The sequence below is a fragment of the Streptomyces rubradiris genome (genome assembly GCF_016860525.1).
Taxonomy (GTDB): Bacteria; Actinomycetota; Actinomycetes; order Streptomycetales; family Streptomycetaceae; genus Streptomyces; species Streptomyces rubradiris.
Map to the genome: position 1 here is coordinate 4970346 of NZ_BNEA01000015.1, position 19856 is coordinate 4990201.

Here is a 19856-nt window from a genome sequence, read left to right on the forward strand (position 1 = left end):
ACGCCAGGGGGACGGCCGGCTCGGGGCGGGCCGCGTCGAGCCGAGGGGCACGGGAACTCCAGGACGTGACAACGGTGTTCAGCGGCTCCCGGGGTCGGGGAGGGAACCGGGAGGTGGCGGCACGGTGACACTGAACCGGGGCACGGGACATCCCTGGGTCGCTCGGCGCGGGCGTGGTGGTCCGGGAACGGCCGATGGGGTGAATTGGTTACGGCGGGTACGGCATTCGGGCTACCCCGGCCCGACGCGAAGGGGGGCGGGCCGCGACCGGCCCGCCCCCTGAAGTGACCCGTTCGTACGGTTACTTCACCGCGCCCGCCATCACGCCGGACACGAACTGCCGCTGGAACGCGAAGAACACGGCCAGCGGGATCACCATGGAGAGGAACGCGCCGGGCGCCAGGACGTCGATGTTGTTGCCGAACTGCCGTACCTGCGTCTGCAGGGCCACCGTGATCGGCTGGGTGCCCGACTTGGTGAACACCAGCGCGACCAGCATGTCGTTCCACACCCACAGGAACTGGAAGATGCCGAGACTGGCGATCGCCGGGCCGCCCAGCGGCATCACCACCCGGGCGAACAGCCGCAGTTCACCGGCGCCGTCCAGGCGGGCCGCCTCCAGCAGTTCGCGCGGGATCTCCGCGAAGAAGTTCCGCAGCAGGAACACCGCGAACGGCAGCCCGAACCCGGTGTGGAACAGGATCACCCCGAGGATCGACCCGAACAGCCCGATCTTGCCGAAGAGTTCGGCGATCGGGATCAGCGCCACCTGCACGGGCACCACCAGCAGGCTCACCACGCCCAGGAACCACCAGTCCCGGCCCGGGAACTCCATCCACGCGAACGCGTACCCGGCCAGCGCCCCGATCACCACGACCAGGACCGTCGCCGGGACCGTGATCAGCACGGTGTTCAGCAGCGAGTTCGTGATGTCGGAGTTCTCCAGCAGCGTCCGGTAGCTGTCCACGGTGAGCCGGGACGGCTCGGTGAACACCGTCCACCAGCCGCTCGCGCTCATGTCCTGCGGCGAGCGCAGCGAGGACACCAGCAGGCCGATGGTCGGCACCAGCCAGAACAGGCCCACGACGATCAGCACCACGCGGACCAGCCCGCCGCCCAGCCGCTCCACGATCCGGGCGCCGACCGACCGCCGGGCGGGAACCGCCCGTGCCGTCCCGGCCTTCCGGACGCCTTCGGTGGTCACCGTCATCGCCGCACCTCCCGCCTGAGCCGACGGATGTTGAACAGCATCACCGGGATCACCAGCAGCAGCAGGAACACCGAGATGGCGCTCGCGACGCCCGGCTGTCCTTCCGAGAAGCCCTTGCGGTACAGCTCCAGCGCCAGCACGTTCGCGTCGTCCTGGGAGGAGCCCGGCGCGATGATGAACACCAGGTCGAACACCTTCAGCACATTGATCATCAGCGTGACGACGACGACCGCCAGCACCGGGGCCAGCAGCGGCACGGTGACCTTGCGGAACACCTGCCACTCGGAGGCACCGTCCACCCGGGCCGCCTCCAGCAGCTCCCGGGGCACGCCCGCGAGTCCGGCCGCGATCAGCACCATCGCGAAGCCCGCCCACATCCACACGTACGCCCCGATGATCGCCGGGGTGACCAGCGCCGGGCCGAGCCAGGAGACCCCGTTGTACGGCTCCCGGAAGTTGTCCGCGGGCAGCCGCAGCCGGGCCCCGTCCGCGGCGGCGGGCAGGGTGAAGGTGCCGTCGGCGGACGCCTCGGCGGAGGCCACCACCTTCCCGTCCTTCACCGCCTCGATCCGCATCCCGGCGTACCCCACCTCGGACGGGTCCGGGGCACCGAGCCTGCCGACGCCCTTGCCGCGGGTGAAGTCCTGCCAGGTGGTGCCGGTGACCTTGCCCGGCTCCGGCTGCGCGGCGACGGCCCGTTTCACACCGTCGGGCAACTGGTCGGGGGCCACGCCCACCAGCGGCAGGGCGACCGGCTGACCGGCGCGCACGGCGTCCTTGGTGACGAAGCCCCCGCCGTCCGCCACGAGCGGCGACTTGCGGCCCGGATGCGCCTTGGGGAACGCCGACGACTGCGCGAACGTGTCGTGCACGCCCACCCAGACCGCGTTGGCGACCCCCTTGTCCGGGTCCTGGTCGTACACCAGCCGGAAGATGATCCCGGCGGCCAGCATCGAGATCGCCATCGGCATGAAGACGACCAGCTTGAACGCCGTACCCCAGCGCACCCGTTCGGTCAGCACCGCGAAGACCAGGCCGAGCGCGGTGGCGACCGTCGGCGCGAACACCACCCAGATGACGTTGTTCTTCAGCGCGGTCCGGATGCCGTCGTCGGTGAACAGCGTCCTGTAGTTGTCGAACCCGGCGAAGCCGTCACCGGAGGCGTTCGAGAAACTGCGGACGATCGAGTACCCGATCGGGTAGACCACGAGCGCGCCGAGCAGCACCAGCGCGGGCAGCAGGAACAGCGCTGCCACCGTCTTGCGGGTGCCGGTCACGCTCTTGCGACCGCGGGGCGCGGCGGGGCCCGGTGCGGCCCCTGCCGCCGCTGCCGACGCCATGCCTGGATCAGCCCCCGTTCCCGTACGCCGCCGCCGCGTCCCGCTCCAGCTTCGCCTGGGCGCCGGCGACGTCCTCGGGGTTCCTCAGGAAGTCCTGGAGGTCCTTCCACTCGCCCTTGCCGGGCGTGCCGCCGAAGGCCTGCGGGGCCTGGTCGGACATGTCGAAGCGGAAGTCGTCACCGGCCTCGACCAGCGCCTTGGCGATCTTGCGCTGCACCTCGTTCGGGTACGCCGACAGGGGCACGTTCTTGTTCGGGGAGAGGTAACCGCCCAGCCCGGCCTGGATGGTGGCCGCGTCCGGGGAGGCGAGGAAGGTGACCAGGGCCTGCGCCGCCTTCGAGTCCTTCAGGATCACCGCCGCGTCACCGCCGGAGACCACCGGCGCGCTGTCGCCGACCGCGGGGAAGGGGAACACCTTGGCGTCCGTGCCCACCTCGGACTCGGTCTCGCCGATGTTCACCTGCACGAAGTCGCCCTCGTAGACCATGGCCGACTTCGGCTGGTCGCCGCCGGTGAAGGTCTGGGTGACCGACTGCGGGAACTCCGTCTGCAGCGCGCCCTTCTGACCGCCCGCCAGATAGTCCTTTTTCCCCCACAGCTCGGCCAGGGTGGTCAGCGCCCGCTTGACCGAGGGGTCGGTCCACTTGATCTTGTGCTGGGCCAGCTGGTCGTACTTCTCCGGGCCCGCCTGGGACAGGTAGATGTTCTCGAACCAGTCGGTCAGCGGCCAGCCGTCCGCGCCGGCCACCGAGAACGGCGTGACCCCGGAGTCGTACACCGCCTGCGAGGCGGTCAGCAGCTCCTGCCAGGTCTTCGGTTCCTTCGCGCCCGCGTTCTCGAAGACCTGGGCGTTGTACCAGATCAGCGACTTGTTGGCGGCCTTGTAGTAGGCGCCGTACTGCTTGCCGTCGACCTTGCCGATGTCCTGCCAGCCCTGGGAGTAGTTCTCCGCCAGCTCCTTGACGGCCGCCGCCCCGAGCGGCTTGGCCCAGCCCTTGTCCACGGCCTGCTTGATGGCGCCGGGCTGCGGCAGCAGGGCGACGTCCGGCGGCTGGCCGCCCGCGATCTTCGATCCGAGGAAGTTGATGATCGGGTCCTGCGCGGGCACGAAGGTGACCGACGCGCCGGTGCGCTTCTCGAACTCGGCGAGGACCTTCTTGAAGTTGGCCTGCTCGCCGCCGGTCCAGACGGCGGACACCTCCAGCTTGGCGCCGTCCAGCTTCGGCAGGGTGACGGTGGTGCCCGTGGTCGCGCCGGTCTTTCCCCCGGTGCCCTCCTTGTCGTCGTCACCGCCGGCGCAGGCGGTGAGCGCGAGGGCCCCCGCGAGCAGGGCGGCGACCGCGGTGACGGCCCGGTGGCCCCGGAATGTGCTGCTCTTGCTGTGCATCACTTCCCCGTTCGTTCGTTCTTCGTTGAACGCGCGTTGAACGTAAGAACTCTGTCCCGTGCGGTCCGGTGTACGCCGGGCCGCTCCACCCGGGCAAGAGCGCCCGGGGGCCGGACCGGCGTATCGTGATCGGCTCGTAACCGGGCACGCATGCAGGGGAGTTCGCGGGGAAGAGGAGCTAGAGCAGGGACGGTATCTCGGCCGCCGCGACCTCGCGGGCCGCCCGCTCCACCGCGCTCGCCAGCAGGGCCAGGTCGGTCGGGCCGTTGCCCAGCTCCCGCACCGGCCGGCGGGCCGGCGGGTCGCCCGCGCGCGCCCAGTCCAGCGGGACCACCGTGGGCCGCTGGGTCGCGGTGCGCGGGATGCGCCCGGTCACCCGGCCGCCCTGGAAGCCCACGGCCGGCCCGTCCGCGTACGCCAGCCGGCCCCGCCCCGGCGCCGGCTGCTCCGGCCCCGGCTGCGGCGCGTCCAGGACGACCCGCAGGGCCGCCCGGCGGGCCGGCTCGGACTGGGCCGTACGGCCGTCGGCCCCGGCCGCCGCGACCAGGTGCACCCCGAGCCGGTCGCCGTCCCGGGCCACCGCCTCCAGCGCCCTGATCACCGAGCCGGCGGCGGGCCGGCCCGGCGAGCCGAGCGCCGGCGAGACCAGGGCGTCCAGGTCGTCCACGACCACCACCAGCCGGGGCAACGGGGGCGCCGCCGCGGCGCGTTGGCGGGCCGCGGCGCCCGGCCGCAGCCGCAGCGTGGAGCTGGGCGGCGCCTCGATGTCACCGGAGGCCGACCCCACGGCGGGGCCGCGCTGGGCCACCATCCGGCCGGACACCTCCCGCCCCGCGTGCCAGCGGGCGAAGTCCGTCCGGCCCAGCAACTCCGCCCGGCGCTTCAGCTCGGCGCTCAGCGACTGCGCGAACTCCCGCATTCGCACCGGGTCGTTGGCGATCAGGTGGGTGGTCACATGCGGGATGTCCGTGCACACGCGCAGACCCTCGCCCCGCCCGGCGCCCGTGCCGGCGCCGTCCCGGCCGTCGAGCAGCGCGATGGCCAGCCGGTCCGGCCGCTCGGCGGCGGCCAGCGAGGCGACCACGGTCCGCAGCAGCTCGGTACGGCCACTGCCGGCCGGGCCCTCGACGAGCAGATGCGGCCCCTCCGTCACGAGGTCGACGGTGACCGGGCCGCGCGGCCCGGCGCCGAGCACGGCCCGGGCCCGGCCGCCCGGGGACTCGGTGTCGTCCGCCGCGTCCGCCCAGCGCGCCATCAGCGACGCCGGGGTGGCGCGGGCCAGTCCCAGCTCGTCCAGCAGCCGGGCCGCCCGCGGCAGCGGCGCGGCCACGCGCGGGTGCGGCTCACTGTCCGGGCCGTCCGGGCGCAGTGGGGCCAGCGCCCGCGCGAACCGGTCCGCCCAGGCGGCGGAGACGGCGTCCACGGTGCCGTGCGTACCCGGGCCGACCGGGCCGCCCGGCCCCATCCGCAGCAGTTGCAGCGCGGTGGCGACGTCCCCGCTGAGCAGCGCGACGGCACCGCAGTGCCGGAAGGCGGGCGTCACCGCGCAGGCGGCCTCGTACGTCCGCGCCACGGGGGAGACGGGCGAGGCGGGCTCGGTCTCGGCGAGGCACACCAGGTGGATCCCGGCCCGCGGCCCGGCCACGGCCAGCCGGGCGAGGGCGTCCCGCAGGGCGGAACCGCCGGGGTCTCCGTCCACGACGACGACGGTGAACGGCCCTCGGGAGCCGCCGCCGGGGACGCCGACGGTGCCGGGGGTGCCGAGGGGATCACTGGCGGGGCGGCCGGAGGACTGGGTGGGGAAGCCGGAAGCGGGGAGGCCGGAGGTCCGGGCGGGCGCGCCCTGCGCGGGTACGGATATCCCTGCCGGACCGGTGAGAGCGTGCTGGGACGGGGCCCCCGCGGGGCCGGCGATCGTCCCGGTGGGTCCGGGCACTGCCCCGGCGGGTGCGGCCATGGGACCGGTGGGTCCGGGCACCGTCCCGGCGGGGCCGGTCGCTGCCCCGGCGGGTGCGGGCATCGCTGCGGCGGGTCCGGCCCCGGTCACCGTTCCGTACGGTTCGCCCGGCGTCCCGGTGTGGTCCTCCGCCCGGCGCAGCAGTTCCTCGACACGGGCCGCGGCCTGCTCGCGGTCGTAGGCCAGCAGCAGCCGGCAGTCCTGGCCGTGGCCCGGCCGGACGTGCGGGAGCCAGCCCAGCCAGGCCCACTCCTCCGTACGGTCCGCCACCGCCCGGGAGCGGTCCGCGCTGATCAGCACGATCTCCAACAGGTCGGGGGAGTGCAGCGCGGCGAGCTGGGCCAGCACCGCGCGGGCCAGCCCGGACAGCCGGGGGCGCGGACCGGCCAGGCCCAGCGCGCCGGCCTCGCGCAGCGCGGCGGTCACCGGTACGGCGGGCAGGAGCCCCGAGCCGTCCGGCGCGCTCCGGTCGGCCGTGCCGAGCCGCACGGTCAGCGCCTCCGGGTGGCCCGGCCCGCGCTCCCACAGCCGGGGTCCCGGACCGAGCGCGGTCAGCAGCAGCGCGGCCGGGTCCGGCCAGGTGTCCGGGCGCGGTACGGCACCGGCGGCCGGCCCCCCGTCGGCGGGCCCGGGAACGGCGTCGTACGGCACGGCACCGCCCGCCTGCTCGCCGCGGCCACCGGTCAGCCGCCGGGCCCAGGCCCCGAATCCGCGTCGCCGGGCCCCTTGCGGGACGGCGGCCGGCCGGGCGGGGGCGCCGTGGACACCGGCGTCGCCGGGCAGCGGGTGGGTCCCCTGCGGCACGTCGATCCGCCCGGGACGATCGCCGTACGGCGCGTCGGCGGGCCCGAGGTGGTGGCCGTACGGCGCGTCGGGGTGCCCGGGATGGTCGCCGTACTGCGTGTAGGTCGCGCCGTCGGGTCCGGGGAGGCCGCCCGGCGGCAGGTCCGTGCCTCTGACCGGGGTGTTCTTGCGCCCGCTCGGGCGCGGGTCCTCGCCGCCGGGCGCTCCGGCGTACGCCGCTCCGGACGTCCCGCCCGGCCCGCCGGCGACGCCGAAGCGGCCCGCGTGGGTGGCGGCACCGCCGGGCACCGCGCCCGGCACACCGGAGCCCGCGCTCCTGCTCTCCACGCTCGGCGCCCCGGCCTGTCCCGGCACCACCGGTGACTGCCCGAGCCGGTGATCCCGGGGCTGAGCGGCGGGGGTGTAGGAGCCGTAGGCGTGGTGCGTCTGCCCGGAGGGATGCGGAGCCCAGGCCGGATCAGAAAGTGAACCCGGGCCCGGCACCGCATCCGGACCCGGCCCCGAACCGGAACCCGTGCCCGAGACCGAACCCGTGCCCGAGACCGAACCCGTGCCCGAAGCCGACGTCGGCCCCGGCCCCACCTCCGGTCCCGGCCCGCCACCGCCCACGCCGACCCGTACGCGGCCCTCCCCGTCCGGCACCGCCCGTACCCGTATCCCGGCCCCGCCCGACGGAGTCACCCGCAAGGCGGACTCCCCGATCCGCAGCAGGCCCCCGGCGGGCACCCGTACCGGACGGTCCGTCACCCGCGTGCCGTCCAGGGACGTGCCGTTCGTGGAGCCGAGGTCGGCGACCGAGACCCGGCCGTCCGCGCCGACGGCGACCGCGCAGTGCAGCCGGGAGACGTCGGGATCGTCCAGCGGCACGTCCGCGTCGGCGGAGCGGCCCACGGTGATCCGCCCGCCGTGCAGCAGATGGACCCCGCCCGCGTCCGGCCCCGCCACCACGTGCAACTGCGCCGGCGCGGAGTCCAGCTCGGGATGCGGCTCGGGCTGCGCCGGCGCGCCCAGGGACAGCACGGCGCCGTCCACCAGCGGCGGCTCACCGAGCGTGCTCCGGCGCGGATCGAGCCGCTCCGCGCCCGCGTACAGCACCACGGACGCGCCGGCCTCCCGCCCCGCGCCCCCCTCGCCCGCGACCGCCCCGGCCAGCGCCGAGGCCACCGCGCCCAGCTCCGTGCCCACGGGCGCCGTGACCAGCACGTCGCGGCTCACGGCGCGGCCCCGCTGCGGGGGCGGACCGAGCGGGTCTACGACGGTCAGCCGGATCTGCATCGGCGTCAGCGGTCCCTTCTGCGCGGGTCTGCGCGGGCGCGGACTTCCCCCCACCCCACACGAGCACGTCGGCCAGCGGCCGCCGGAACCGTCCCGGCGGACTGCTGCAGGCATCCTCGCACCTGCCGTCGGCAACGCGCCCGGAACCCGACGGCAAGTGATCTTGATTGGTCGGCTCTGCCCCCAAAAGTGCCGGACCCGGACCCCGCCGGCGATCAGTTGAGATCGGTCACGTCCGGCACCGGGCAACCGGAGGACCGCGACCGGCGTCTTTCCGTCGAACCCCGCCCCGAGCGCCCCGGGGATGCCCGGGAACGCGGGGGTGGTGCCCCGTAGCACGGCACTACAGTGGGGCGGAACAGCGGGGCACCGGGCCCTCGGGACACCGGGGACCGGATGCACCGGAAGCAAGCGACAGCAACCAGCAGGGAGCGCGTGACGTGCGGCCAGTCGGCAGCAAGTACCTGCTTGAGGAGCCGCTCGGACGCGGCGCCACAGGCACTGTCTGGCGTGCCCGCCAGCGCGAGACGGCGGGCGCCGAGGCCGCCGTGCCCGGACAGCCGGGAGAGACGGTCGCGATCAAGGTCCTCAAGGAGGAGCTGGCGAGCGATCCGGACATCGTGATGCGCTTCCTGCGCGAGCGCTCCGTACTGCTCCGGCTCACCCACCCGAACATCGTCCGGGTCCGCGACCTGGTCGTGGAGGGCGACCTGCTGGCCCTGGTCATGGACCTGGTCGACGGTCCCGACCTGCACCGCTACCTGCGCGAGAACGGCCCCCTGACCCCGGTCGCCGCGGCCCTGCTGACCGCGCAGATCGCCGACGCCCTCGCCGCGAGCCACGCCGACGGCGTCGTCCACCGCGACCTGAAGCCCGCCAACGTGCTGCTCATGCAGCAGGACGGCGAGATGCACCCGATGCTGACCGACTTCGGCATCGCCCGCCTCGCCGACTCCCCGGGCCTGACCCGCACCCACGAGTTCGTCGGCACCCCCGCCTACGTCGCCCCGGAGTCCGCCGAGGGCCGCCCGCAGACCTCCGCCGTGGACGTCTACGGCGCCGGCATCCTGCTGTACGAGCTGGTCACCGGCCGCCCGCCGTTCGCCGGCTCCACCGCCCTGGAGGTGCTGCACCAGCACCTGAGCGCCGAGCCGCGCCGCCCCTCCACCGTCCCGGACCCGCTGTGGACGGTCATAGAGCGCTGCCTGCGCAAGAACCCGGACGAACGGCCCGGCGCCGAGAACCTCGCGCGGGCCCTGCGGGTCGTCGCCGAGGGCGTCGGCGTGCACGCGAACGCCGCGCAGATCGCCGCGGCCGACGGCGTCGGCGCGCTCCTCGCCCCCGACCCGGCCCCGACCGCCGTCCCGGACGCGCCCGGCGCCGCCGATCCCACCCAGGTGCTGCCGGCGAACGCGCCGTCGGGGGTGTACGACCCGAACGGCGCGACCAGCGTGCTGCCGCACACCGACGGCCCGGCCGGCGCCGCCGACCCCACCGCCGTACTGCCGAACACGGGTGCGGCGGACCCCACGGCCGTGCTGCCGAACCGGGGCGCCGCGGATCCCACGGCCGTCCTGCCGCCGGTCCCGCCGAACCAGCAGGGACAGCACGGCGCGCAGGGACAGCACGGCACGCAGGGGCAGCAGCCCGAGCAGCCGCACCCCTGGCAGAACCAGCTGCGCGCCGCCCGCGACCGCAACGAGCAGACGCAGATCCGGTACCTGGACCCGGACGAGGACCCGCTGCGCCGCCGCCCCCAGCGGCAGGTCGCCCCCCGGCCCCAGCAGCAGCCGCGCCCGGCCCCCCAGCCCCGCCCGCAGCAGCCCCAGCCGCGCGGCCGGCAGCGCCCGCAGCAGGCACCGGGCCACGGCTACCCGCAGCAGCAGCCCCAGCGGTACGCCACGCCCCAGCCGCCGCAGCCCCAGCAGCCGCAGCGGTACGCGCCGCCCGCCCCGCCCGAGCCGCAGCGGCCCGCGCGCGAGCCCCGGGCGCCGCGGCAGCGCAGCGCCAATCCGATGAAGATCCCCGGGCTCGGCTGCCTGAAGGGCTGCCTGTTCACGATCGTCATCCTGATCGTCGTCAGCTGGCTGATCTGGGAGCTGACCCCGCTCCAGGACTGGATCGGCACCGGCAAGGGCTACTGGGACCAGCTGACCGACTGGGCCGGCAAGGTGGGCGGCTGGATCGACGACCTGGGCGGCTCCTCCGGGAACTGACCGTCAGGTTGGAGATTTGTCGACACCTGCCGGGTGATTTCCGCCTCCGCGGAGAAGGTTGGCTCGCCGGACGCGTAGTTTTAACGACAACACGCGTCTGTAGGAGCAGTCTTGGCACGGAAGATCGGCAGCCGGTACACCGCGAACCAGATCCTGGGGCGGGGGAGCGCCGGGACGGTGTGGCTGGGCGAGGGACCGGACGGCCCCGTCGCCATCAAGCTGCTGCGCGAGGACCTCGCCTCCGACCAGGAGCTCGTCGGACGCTTCGTGCAGGAGCGCACCGCGCTGCTCGGCCTGGAGCACCCGCGCATCGTCACCGTGCGGGACCTGGTGGTCGACGGCAACGACCTGGCCCTGGTCATGGACCTGGTGCGCGGCACCGACCTGCGCACCCGGCTGGAGCGGGAGCGGCGGCTCGCCCCCGAGGCGGCCGTCGCGATCGTCGCCGACGTCGCCGACGCGCTGGCCGCGGCCCACGCGGCCGGGGTCGTCCACCGGGACGTCAAGCCCGAGAACGTGCTGCTCGACATGCAGGGCCCGCTCGGACCGGGCGGCGCCCACCCCGCGCTGCTCACCGACTTCGGCGTGGCCAAGCTGATCGACTCGCCCAAGCGGACCCGCGCCACGAAGATCATCGGCACCCCGGACTACCTGGCCCCGGAGATCGTGGAGGGTCTGCCGCCGCGCGCCGCCGTGGACATCTACGCCCTGGCGACGGTCCTGTACGAGCTGCTGGCCGGCTTCACGCCCTTCGGTGGCGGGCACCCCGGCGCGGTGCTGCGCCGGCACGTCACCGAGACCGTCGTCCCGCTGCCCGGCATCCCCGAGGAGCTGTGGCAGCTCCTCGTCCAGTGTCTGGCCAAGGCCCCGGCCTCCCGGCTGCGCGCCTCGGAGCTCGCGGCCCGGCTGCGCGAGCAGCTGCCCACGCTGGCCGGGCTGCCGCCGCTGGAGGTGGACGAGCCGGACCCCGCCGAGGAGGAGGCCGGGGAGCCCGCGCCGGCGGCCGCCCCGGAGGCCGAGCCGGTACGGCGGCGCGGCGCGGTGTCCCTGGTCCCCGGCGCCCGGCCGGACTCCAACCGGGACACCCACACGTCGATGCGGGTGCCCGCGCCGGACGAGCTGGCCGGCGGCGCCCACGGGACCGCCCGCGTGCCCCGGGCCGCCGGCGCGCCCCGCCCGGGCTCGGCCCGTCACCGGGCCGCGGTGCGGCGGCGCCGGGTGACCCTGGGCGTGGCCGGGGTGCTGGTGGCGGCGGCCGTGGGCGTCGGCGCGTGGTTCGCCTCCGCCGACGGGGACGACCAGGCGCCCCAGGACACGCACAGCACGTCGGCCCCCTGAGAGACGGGGGCGGACGCGACCCGGCCGAGGACGCTTGCCACAGCCGTTACGCTGGAAGGCGTGGCAGTCGTCGATGTATCCGAAGAGCTGAAGTCCCTCTCCTCGACCATGGAGTCGATCGAGGCCGTCCTGGACCTCGACAAGATGAGGGCAGATATCGCCGTGCTTGAGGAGCAGGCGGCGGCCCCGTCCCTGTGGGACAACCCGGACGAGGCGCAGAAGATCACCAGCAAGCTCTCCCACCTCCAGGCCGAGGTCAGGAAGGCGGAGGCGCTGCGCGGCCGGATCGACGACCTCGCGGTCCTCTTCGAGATGGCCGAGGAGGAGGACGACCCGGACACCCGCGCCGAGGCCGAGTCCGAGCTGGCCTCGGTGAAGAAGGCGCTGGACGAGATGGAGGTGCGCACCCTCCTGTCCGGGGAGTACGACTCCCGTGAGGCGCTCGTCAACATCCGCGCCGAGGCCGGCGGCGTCGACGCGGCCGACTTCGCCGAGAAGCTCCAGCGGATGTACCTGCGCTGGGCCGAGCAGCGCGGTTACAAGACGGAGCTGATCGAGACGTCGTACGCCGAAGAGGCCGGCATCAAGTCGACCACCTTCGCCGTGCAGGCGCCGTACGCCTACGGCACCCTCTCCGTCGAGCAGGGCACGCACCGCCTGGTGCGCATCTCGCCCTTCGACAACCAGGGCCGCCGCCAGACGTCCTTCGCGGGCGTCGAGGTGCTGCCGGTCGTCGAGCAGTCCGACCACGTCGAGATCGACGAGTCCGACCTGCGGATCGACGTCTACCGCTCCTCCGGCCCCGGCGGCCAGGGCGTCAACACGACCGACTCCGCCGTCCGCATCACCCACCTGCCCACCGGCATCGTGGTCTCCTGCCAGAACGAGCGGTCGCAGATCCAGAACAAGGCCACCGCGATGAACGTCCTCCAGGCCAAGCTGCTGGAGCGGCGCCGCCAGGAGGAGCAGGCCAAGATGGACGCCCTCAAGGGCGACGGCGGCAACTCCTGGGGCAACCAGATGCGTTCGTACGTGCTGCACCCCTACCAGATGGTCAAGGACCTGCGCACCGAGCACGAGGTGGGCAACCCGGAGGCCGTGTTCAACGGCGAGATCGACGGGTTCCTGGAGGCCGGTATTCGCTGGCGCAAGCAGCAGGAGAAGTAACTTTGTCGACATGACAACTGCCGTCCGATGGGCGGCAGTTGTTGTTTTGTCCGGGTTCTACATCACACTCACAGGCTTCAATTCCCCGTAAACGCCACCCCATCGGACAATGCGCCCGCAACGCCCTTGACGTTGCTATGAAAAATCGGAAGGGTGGGGCGGCGGCATGCGTACTCGCGGGGCGCATGTGAACCGGGGGATCGAGTTGACGCACTCTTCGTCACCAGCTGCCTCCGTCGATCACGGCACGCCCGCCCATGCGCCGCCTCATTGACGAACAGCTACTGGGGGTAGCAACCATATGACGAAGAAGACGCGGATCCGGGTCGCGCGGATAGCCGCCGGCGCCGTGATCGCGGCCGGTGCCTCGCTGACCGCGGCGGGCGCGGCTTCCGCCCTGGACCTCGATGTCCAGGCGGGTCCGATCAGCCTCGGCGTGAGCGGTGTCGGCGCCGACGGCGAGGACACCGGCGGGGGCGGCGACGACTGCCCGATCGCCATCTGCACCGACGGCGGCCCCACGTCCGGTGGCCCGAGCACGGGCGGTGACACCTCTACGAACGGTGGCCCGAGCACCGGTGGTGACACCTCTACGAACGGTGGCCCGAGCACGGGCGGTGACACCTCTACGAACGGTGGCCCGAGCACGGGCGGTGACACCTCCACGAACGGTGGCCCGAGCACCGGTGGTGACACCTCCACGAACGGTGGCCCGAGCACCGGTGGTGACACCTCCACGAACGGTGGCCCGAGCACGGGCGGTGACACCTCCACGAACGGTGGCCCGAGCACCGGTGGTGACACCTCCACGAACGGTGGCCCCGGCACGGGCGGTTCCACCGACGGCGGTAACGGCAACTCGGGTGGCAACGGCAACGGCGGCAACGGCAACTCCGGCGGCAACGGCAACGGCGGCAACAGCGGCGGTAACGGCAACGGCGGCAACTCGGGCGGTGACACCGGCACCGACGGCGGCACCGGCACCACCGGTACCACGGGCGGCTCCGGCTCCACCGGTGGTTCCACCGACGGCGGCACCGGTACCACCGGCGGTTCCACCGGCACCGGCGGCAACAACACCACGCCCAACGGCGGCGGCAACAACACCGTCCCGCAGGACGCCGGCTCCTCGGCGCTGACCGACACCGGCTCCGACACCGTGGCCCAGGGCGGTGACAAGCAGCTCGCCGAGACCGGTGCCGGTCAGACCGCGTTCCTGCTCGTCGGCGCCGCGACGATGATCGCCGGCGGTATCGGCTTCCGCATGCTGCCGCGCCTGGTCAGCGGCCGGAGCGGCGCCGCGGCCTGAGCGTGACCCCGCGCTCACGCACCGCACGCACGGCGTACACGCAAGGGCCCGGAGCCTGGCGCTCCGGGCCCTTGCGGCGTTTTCACACCGTCTGGTGCGCCAGCAGCGCCACCGCGGCGATCAGCACCGCCAGCAGCGCGATCAGCGCCATCGGGTTCAGCCCGTTCAGGCCCCCGAAGAAGCCCTCCTGCTGCAGTCGCTCGCGGTTGGCACGGCACACCGGGCACCGGCCCTCGCTCACGGGCGCCGCGCAGTTCGCGCACACCAACCGGTCGTACGTCATGCGCTCGCCCTCCTTGCACCGGCCATCACATGTACAACGCTCACGGGAGCGGGAACGTTCCCCGGCGCTCCCGTCGCCCTTCGTCTTCCTTCTTCCACTGTGCCAGGTTCCCGCGGAGCGTGCGCGGGGCCCGCACGCGGGCGCAGGCGGGGGGTACGGACACCGGGAGGTACAAAAACGTACAAGTCTTGCCCAACCTCAACCTGCGCCTGCGCTTGCGCACCCGGTTCGCGTATGGTCACGCTCATCTACCCCCGGCGACCCGTGGTGCATCCGTGATCCGATTCGACAACGTCTCCAAGGTCTACCCCAAGCAGACCCGCCCCGCACTCAGGGATGTCTCCCTGGAGGTGGAGAAGGGCGAGTTCGTCTTCCTCGTGGGGTCCTCCGGCTCCGGAAAGTCCACCTTCCTGCGGCTCATCCTCCGCGAGGAGCGGTGCAGCCACGGCCAGGTGCACGTGCTCGGCAAGGACCTCGCGCGCCTGTCCAACTGGAAGGTGCCGCAGATGCGCCGCCAGCTGGGCACCGTCTTCCAGGACTTCCGGCTGCTGCCGAACAAGACGGTCGCGGAGAACGTGGCCTTCGCCCAGGAGGTGATCGGCAAGTCCCGCGGCGAGATCCGCAAGTCCGTGCCGCAGGTGCTCGACCTCGTCGGGCTCGGCGGCAAGGAGGACCGGAGGCCCGGCGAGCTGTCCGGCGGTGAACAGCAGCGCGTCGCCATCGCGCGCGCGTTCGTCAACCGGCCCAAGCTGCTCATCGCCGACGAGCCCACCGGCAACCTCGACCCGCAGACCTCCGTCGGCATCATGAAGCTGCTCGACCGGATCAACCGGACGGGCACCACCGTCATCATGGCGACGCACGACCAGAACATCGTGGACCAGATGCGCAAGCGCGTCATCGAGCTGGAGAAGGGCCGCCTCGTCCGCGACCAGGCCCGCGGCGTCTACGGCTACCAGCACTGACCGCACCCAGTTCCCGAAAGGCCTGAAGAAGTAGCCATGCGCGCCCAGTTCGTCCTGTCGGAGATCGGTGTCGGTCTCCGCCGCAACCTGACGATGACCTTCGCCGTCATCGTCTCCGTCGCCCTGTCCCTGGCCCTGTTCGGCGGCTCGCTGCTGATGAGCGACCAGGTCAGCACCATGAAGGGCTACTGGTACGACAAGGTCAACGTCTCGATCTTCCTGTGCAACAAGCACGACGCGGAGAACGACGTGCACTGCGCCAAGGGCGCGGTCACCGAGGACCAGAAGAAGCAGATCCTCGCGGACCTGAAGCAGATGCCGGTCGTCGAGAACGTGACCTACGAGTCCCAGGACGAGGCGTACAAGCACTACAAGGAGCAGTTCGGCAACTCCCCGCTGGCCGGCTCGCTGACGCCGGACCAGATGCAGGAGTCGTACCGGATCAAGCTCAAGGACCCGCAGAAGTACCAGGTGATCGCGAGCGCGTTCAACGGGCGGGACGGCGTGCAGTCGGTGCAGGACCAGAAGGGCATCCTGGACAACCTCTTCCAGCTGCTGAACCTGATGAACCGGGGCGCGCTCGGCGTGATGGCGATGATGCTGATCGTCGCCCTGCTGCTGATCGTCAACACCGTGCGCGTCTCGGCGTTCAGCCGCCGGCGCGAGACCGGCATCATGCGCCTGGTCGGTGCCTCGGGCTTCTACATCCAGGCGCCGTTCATCGCCGAGGCCGCGGTCGCCGGACTCATCGGCGGCGGCCTGGCCTGTGTGGCCCTCGTGCTCGGCCGGTACTTCACCATCGACCACGGCATGGACCTCTCCCACAAGCTGACCCTCATCAACTTCGTGGGCTGGGACGCGGTGTTGACCAAGCTGCCGCTGATCCTGGCGACCAGCGTGCTGATGCCGTCCCTGGCGGCGTTCTTCGCGCTCCGCAAGTACTTGAAGGTGTGACGCACACCAAGAAGGGCCGTACGGGCAACAGTCCGTGCGGCCCTTCGCCTTGTCCTAGACTCACCGCCATGTCAGGCCGTGACCCCCTCTGTAGTCCCCGCCGCGTCCGCCGCGGTGCCGCCCTGACACTGGTCTTCGCCGGAGTGCTGGGGGCCGGCGCCGCCACCGACGCCTTCCCGGGGCCCCGCGCCCCCCAGCGCAGGGCCGTCGCCGCGCCGGCGGACCCGGCCGGCCGGTCCGAGGCCGTACGGGAGGCCGCCGCCGCGGCGATGGCCGCCGGCAAGTCCCCGACGGAGGCCGCCGAACGGGCCGTCAGCCGCAGCGGCGACCGCTGGGCCGCGGTCTACTCCGAGGGTGAGTTCGAGGAGTTCCAGGACGCGCTCGACGGCCGCTACACCGGCGTCGGCCTGTGGGCGCGGCAGGAGCCGGACGGCCGGATCGAGGTCACCCGGGTGCGGCCCGGCTCGCCCGCCGCCGGCGCCGGGATCCGGGCCGGCGACCGGCTGCGCAGCGTCGACGGCCACAAGACCGACGGCCGGCCGGTCACCGAGGTGATCGCCCTGCTGCGCGGTGACACGCGCGGCGACGGCACGGCGGGCGCCCCGGCCGGTACGACGGTCACGCTCGGCCTGGAGCGGGGCACCCGCGCGTGGACCAGGACCCTGCGCCGGGCCAAGCTGTCCACCGACCCCGTGACCGTGCGCCGGCTGCCCGGCGCGGTCACCGCCGTGAAGGTCTCCGCGTTCACCAAGGGTTCCGCCGACGCGGTCCGCGCGGCCCTGCGCACCGCCCCCGCCGACGGCCGCACCATCCTCGACCTGCGCGGCAACTCCGGCGGCCTGGTCACCGAGGCCGTGTCCACCGCCTCCGCCTTCCTGGACGGCGGCCTGGTCGCCACCTACGACGTCGACGGCGCCCAGCGCGCCCTGCACGCCGACCCGGGCGGCGACACCGCCCGGCCCCTGGTCGTCCTCGTCGACGGCGGCACCATGAGCGCGGCCGAACTGCTCACCGGCGCCCTCCAGGACCGGGGGCGCGCGGTGGTGATCGGGTCGCGCACCTTCGGCAAGGGCTCCGTCCAGATGCCGGTGAAGCTGCCCGACGGCTCGGTGGCCGAGCTGACCGTCGGCCACTACCGCACCCCGTCCGGGCACACCGTCGACGGCCGGGGCATCACCCCCGACCTGGAGGCGGGCCCGGACCAGGCCCTGACCCGGGCCCGTACGGTGCTCACCGGGCTGGGCGACCCGTCGTAGCCACGCCGCGCGCCCACGCGTAATCGGCTGTACTCACCACCCCTGTGTGGTGCGAAAATGGCGGCACTATGAGCAAGGGAATGTACGTACCGAAGGAGTCCCAGCCCAAGCACGGCGGGGCCGCCAAGGCCAGGGACGGCGAGAAGGGCGGCAAGCGCAAGATCGTCGCCCAGAACAAGAAGGCCCGGCACGACTACGCGATCATCGACACCTTCGAGGCCGGGCTCGTGCTCATGGGCACGGAGGTCAAGTCGCTGCGCGAGGGACGCACCTCGCTGACCGACGGCTTCGTCCACATCGACCGGGGCGAGGCGTGGCTGCACAACGCCCACATCCCCGAGTACCACCAGGGCAGCTGGACCAACCACTCCGCGCGCCGCAAGCGCAAGCTGCTGCTGCACCGCGCGGAGATCGACAAGCTGGAGTCGAAGTCCCAGGAGACGGGACACACGATCGTGCCCCTCGCCATCTACTTCAAGGACGGCCGGGCGAAGGCCGAGATCGCTCTCGCGCGGGGCAAGAAGGAGTACGACAAGCGGCAGACGCTGCGCGAGCAGCAGGACCGGCGGGAGGCGGCCCGGGCGATCGCGGCCGCGAAGCGCCGGCAGCGCGGCGTCTAGCCGGCCGGCCCACGGGACCGGCCGTCCGACGGGAATAGGCTGGCATCGGCCCGCGTTGTTCCCGTACGATGGCACCTGCACCTCGCAGTGGGTGCGCACCTTGAGAAATCAACATGGGGATGATCGGTTTCGACAGCGGCTGTCGAAGCAGGGGAAGCGTGTCGAGGAAGCGGCAATGATCTCGTAAACCATATGTCGCAAAAAATAATCGCCAACACCAAGCGCGATTCCTTCGCCCTCGCTGCCTAAGTAGCGACTTGCGAAGTGTCAGCCCGGGGCTGTTCCCGACCCGGATCCTGGCATCAGCTAGGGAACTAAACCTCTAGACCCGGTCACGGGGTGTAGAGGGAAATCAAACAGTGACTGAGCCCGTCGGAGACTTGTCCGCGTGATCTCCGGGGCCGAGAAAATCGCAGCGGACTGCACACGGAGAAGCCCTGGTTCCGCACCGTTGGACGCGGGTTCGATTCCCGCCATCTCCACGAGGCCCCTCAGGGGGCCGACCCCATGTGGGCAAGGCCCCGTCACTCCTGGTGGCGGGGCCTTCGCCTTGCCCGCTCCCGCCCGCCCGCCACGCCGAAGAGCAGGGCCAGGAAGGCCGCCGCGGCCGGTACGGCGAAGGCGGTGCCGGGGGAGAGGCGCTCGGCCGCCCAGCCGCCCGCCGCCGTGCCGCAGGCGATCCCGGCGAGCAGCCCGGTCACCATCAGGCTCATGCCCTCGTTCAGCCGGCCGGCCGGGGTGCGCCGCTGCACCAGCGCCATCGCCGTCACCATGGTCGGCGCGGTCGCCATGCCCGCGACCAGCAGCGCACCGGCGAGCACCACGAGCGAGCCGGTGCCGGCCGCCGCCCAGGGCAGCGCCATCAGGGCGGCCATCGCCGCCAGGCACCGGACGAGCCGGGGCCCGGCCGGTCCGGACGTCCCGTACGCCCCGTAGGCCAGCCCCGCCGCGCACGAGCCCGCCGCCTGGAACGCGAGCACCGCGCCGGCCGCCGCGCGGTGCCCCTGCGCGTCGGCGTGGGCGAGGGTGACGACCTCCATGGAACCGAACACGGCTCCGGTCGCCGTGAAGCAGACCAGCAGCGCCGGGATACCCGGGCTGCGCAGCGGCGACGGCGCCTGGGACCGGGCCGAAGGCGGCGGCTCGGTCGCCCGCTGGGCGGTGAACAGCAGCATCCCGGCGAGCAGCAGCACCGCCCCCGTGAGCGTGCCCGCCTCCGGGAAGAACGTCCCGGCCAGGAAGGAGGCGAGGACCGGCCCGAGCATGAAGCACAGCTCGTCCGCGGCCTGCTCGAACGCGTTCGCCGTGTGCAGCGCGCCGGGATCGTCCCGCAGCAGATGGGCCCAGCGGGCGCGGGAGAGGCCGCCGATGTTTGGGGTGGTCGCGGTGCAGGCGTAGGCCGCGAAGAGGGTCCAGTCGGGGGCGTCGCGGCGGACGCACAGCAGCAGCGCGAGGCTGCCGAGCACGGAGACGACCGTGGCCGGCAGCGCGATGCGGGCCTGCCCGTGCCGGTCCACCAGCCGGGCGACGAAGGGCCCGGCCACCGCGGTCGCCGCGAGCCCGGTCGCGGTGACGGCACCGGCGAGGGCGTACGAGCCCCGGGTACCGGCGATCATCACGACCGCGCTCACGCTGAACATGCCCATGGGAAGGCGGGCGAGGAGATTGCCGGCGGTGAAGGCACGGGCACCGGGGAGCCCGAACAGTCGCCGGTACCCGGAGAGTCCAGTGGTTCTCTTGCGTATCCGGCGTTCCTGGGTGGTCGATTGAGGCAT

The 19856-nt window shown here is 73.2% G+C and carries 14 protein-coding genes and 1 other RNA gene; 9 read left to right on the forward strand and 6 right to left on the reverse strand.

Translation table 11 applies throughout. The features are described 5' to 3' along the window. Positions 1-301 precede the first annotated feature (301 nt). The 4 genes from Srubr_RS35315 to Srubr_RS35330 all read right to left on the reverse strand — a co-directional run bounded on the left by Srubr_RS35315 (position 302) and on the right by Srubr_RS35330 (position 7973). Complete coding sequence (locus tag Srubr_RS35315; RefSeq protein ID WP_189995971.1) at positions 302-1210, reverse strand: carbohydrate ABC transporter permease; 909 nt, start codon at positions 1208-1210, stop codon at positions 302-304. Beyond that, positions 1207-2550 (reverse strand): carbohydrate ABC transporter permease, encoded by a 1344-nt coding sequence (locus tag Srubr_RS35320; protein WP_189995970.1) that lies wholly within the window; start codon positions 2548-2550, stop codon positions 1207-1209. The genes Srubr_RS35315 and Srubr_RS35320 overlap by 4 nt, the downstream gene beginning before the upstream one ends. Before the next feature lie 7 nt (positions 2551-2557). Beyond that, positions 2558-3937, reverse strand: coding sequence for an ABC transporter substrate-binding protein (locus tag Srubr_RS35325; RefSeq protein WP_189995969.1), 1380 nt, complete (start codon positions 3935-3937; stop codon positions 2558-2560). Between the two features lie 178 nt (positions 3938-4115). Further along, positions 4116-7973 (reverse strand): FtsK/SpoIIIE domain-containing protein, encoded by a 3858-nt coding sequence (locus Srubr_RS35330; RefSeq protein WP_189995968.1) that lies wholly within the window; start codon positions 7971-7973, stop codon positions 4116-4118. A gap of 440 nt (positions 7974-8413) precedes the next feature. On the opposite strand from Srubr_RS35330, the gene Srubr_RS35335 reads away from it, so the two are divergent. From Srubr_RS35335 to Srubr_RS35350, 4 genes are all read left to right on the forward strand, one after another. Further along, on the forward strand, positions 8414-10189 hold the full coding sequence (locus Srubr_RS35335) for a serine/threonine-protein kinase (protein ID WP_189995967.1): 1776 nt from the start codon (positions 8414-8416) through the stop codon (positions 10187-10189). Between the two features lie 111 nt (positions 10190-10300). Next, positions 10301-11527, forward strand: coding sequence for a serine/threonine-protein kinase (locus Srubr_RS35340; protein ID WP_189995966.1), 1227 nt, complete (start codon positions 10301-10303; stop codon positions 11525-11527). Positions 11528-11587: 60 nt separating this feature from the next. After that, positions 11588-12694 (forward strand): peptide chain release factor 2, encoded by a 1107-nt coding sequence (prfB, locus tag Srubr_RS35345; RefSeq protein ID WP_189995965.1) that lies wholly within the window; start codon positions 11588-11590, stop codon positions 12692-12694. Positions 12695-12995: 301 nt separating this feature from the next. Then, positions 12996-14003 (forward strand): hypothetical protein, encoded by a 1008-nt coding sequence (locus Srubr_RS35350; protein ID WP_189995964.1) that lies wholly within the window; start codon positions 12996-12998, stop codon positions 14001-14003. Positions 14004-14085: 82 nt separating this feature from the next. Here the strand turns inward: Srubr_RS35350 and Srubr_RS35355 are convergent, their stop codons facing one another. Further along, entirely contained in the window at positions 14086-14286 is a 201-nt protein-coding gene (locus Srubr_RS35355) for a hypothetical protein (protein WP_189995963.1), read from the reverse strand. A 275-nt stretch (positions 14287-14561) separates the two neighbouring features. On the opposite strand from Srubr_RS35355, the gene ftsE reads away from it, so the two are divergent. From ftsE to ssrA, 5 genes are all read left to right on the forward strand, one after another. Next, positions 14562-15251, forward strand: a complete 690-nt coding sequence (gene ftsE / locus Srubr_RS35360; RefSeq protein WP_030610589.1) for a cell division ATP-binding protein FtsE — start codon at positions 14562-14564, stop codon at positions 15249-15251. Positions 15252-15287: 36 nt separating this feature from the next. Then, positions 15288-16205, forward strand: coding sequence for a permease-like cell division protein FtsX (gene ftsX, locus Srubr_RS35365; protein WP_189995962.1), 918 nt, complete (start codon positions 15288-15290; stop codon positions 16203-16205). Between the two features lie 68 nt (positions 16206-16273). Next, positions 16274-17461, forward strand: a complete 1188-nt coding sequence (locus tag Srubr_RS35370) for a S41 family peptidase (protein WP_189995961.1) — start codon at positions 16274-16276, stop codon at positions 17459-17461. A gap of 80 nt (positions 17462-17541) precedes the next feature. Next, positions 17542-18081, forward strand: coding sequence for an SsrA-binding protein SmpB (gene smpB, locus Srubr_RS35375; RefSeq protein WP_229926716.1), 540 nt, complete (start codon positions 17542-17544; stop codon positions 18079-18081). A gap of 115 nt (positions 18082-18196) precedes the next feature. Next, positions 18197-18566: a transfer-messenger RNA gene (gene ssrA / locus Srubr_RS35380) on the forward strand. A 39-nt stretch (positions 18567-18605) separates the two neighbouring features. On the opposite strand, the gene Srubr_RS35385 is transcribed toward ssrA, so the two are convergent. Next, positions 18606-19856 carry an MFS transporter gene (locus tag Srubr_RS35385; RefSeq protein ID WP_189995960.1) on the reverse strand — a complete coding sequence of 417 codons (1251 nt, stop codon included), beginning with the start codon at positions 19854-19856 and terminating at the stop codon, positions 18606-18608.

Bases quoted from the DNA above. Each gene is read 5' to 3' on its own strand.
- Srubr_RS35315 (WP_189995971.1), bottom strand. From the start codon at position 1,210: ATGACGGTGACCACCGAAGGCGTCCGGAAGGCCGGGACGGCACGGGCG.
- Srubr_RS35320 (WP_189995970.1), bottom strand. From the start codon at position 2,550: ATGGCGTCGGCAGCGGCGGCAGGGGCCGCACCGGGCCCCGCCGCGCCC.
- Srubr_RS35325 (WP_189995969.1), bottom strand. From the start codon at position 3,937: ATGCACAGCAAGAGCAGCACATTCCGGGGCCACCGGGCCGTCACCGCG.
- Srubr_RS35330 (WP_189995968.1), bottom strand. From the start codon at position 7,973: ATGCAGATCCGGCTGACCGTCGTAGACCCGCTCGGTCCGCCCCCGCAG.
- Srubr_RS35350 (WP_189995964.1), top strand. From the start codon at position 12,996: ATGACGAAGAAGACGCGGATCCGGGTCGCGCGGATAGCCGCCGGCGCC.
- Srubr_RS35355 (WP_189995963.1), bottom strand. From the start codon at position 14,286: ATGACGTACGACCGGTTGGTGTGCGCGAACTGCGCGGCGCCCGTGAGC.
- ftsX (WP_189995962.1), top strand. From the start codon at position 15,288: ATGCGCGCCCAGTTCGTCCTGTCGGAGATCGGTGTCGGTCTCCGCCGC.
- Srubr_RS35370 (WP_189995961.1), top strand. From the start codon at position 16,274: ATGTCAGGCCGTGACCCCCTCTGTAGTCCCCGCCGCGTCCGCCGCGGT.
- smpB (WP_229926716.1), top strand. From the start codon at position 17,542: ATGTACGTACCGAAGGAGTCCCAGCCCAAGCACGGCGGGGCCGCCAAG.
- Srubr_RS35385 (WP_189995960.1), bottom strand. From the start codon at position 19,856: ATGCCTCAATCGACCACCCAGGAACGCCGGATACGCAAGAGAACCACT.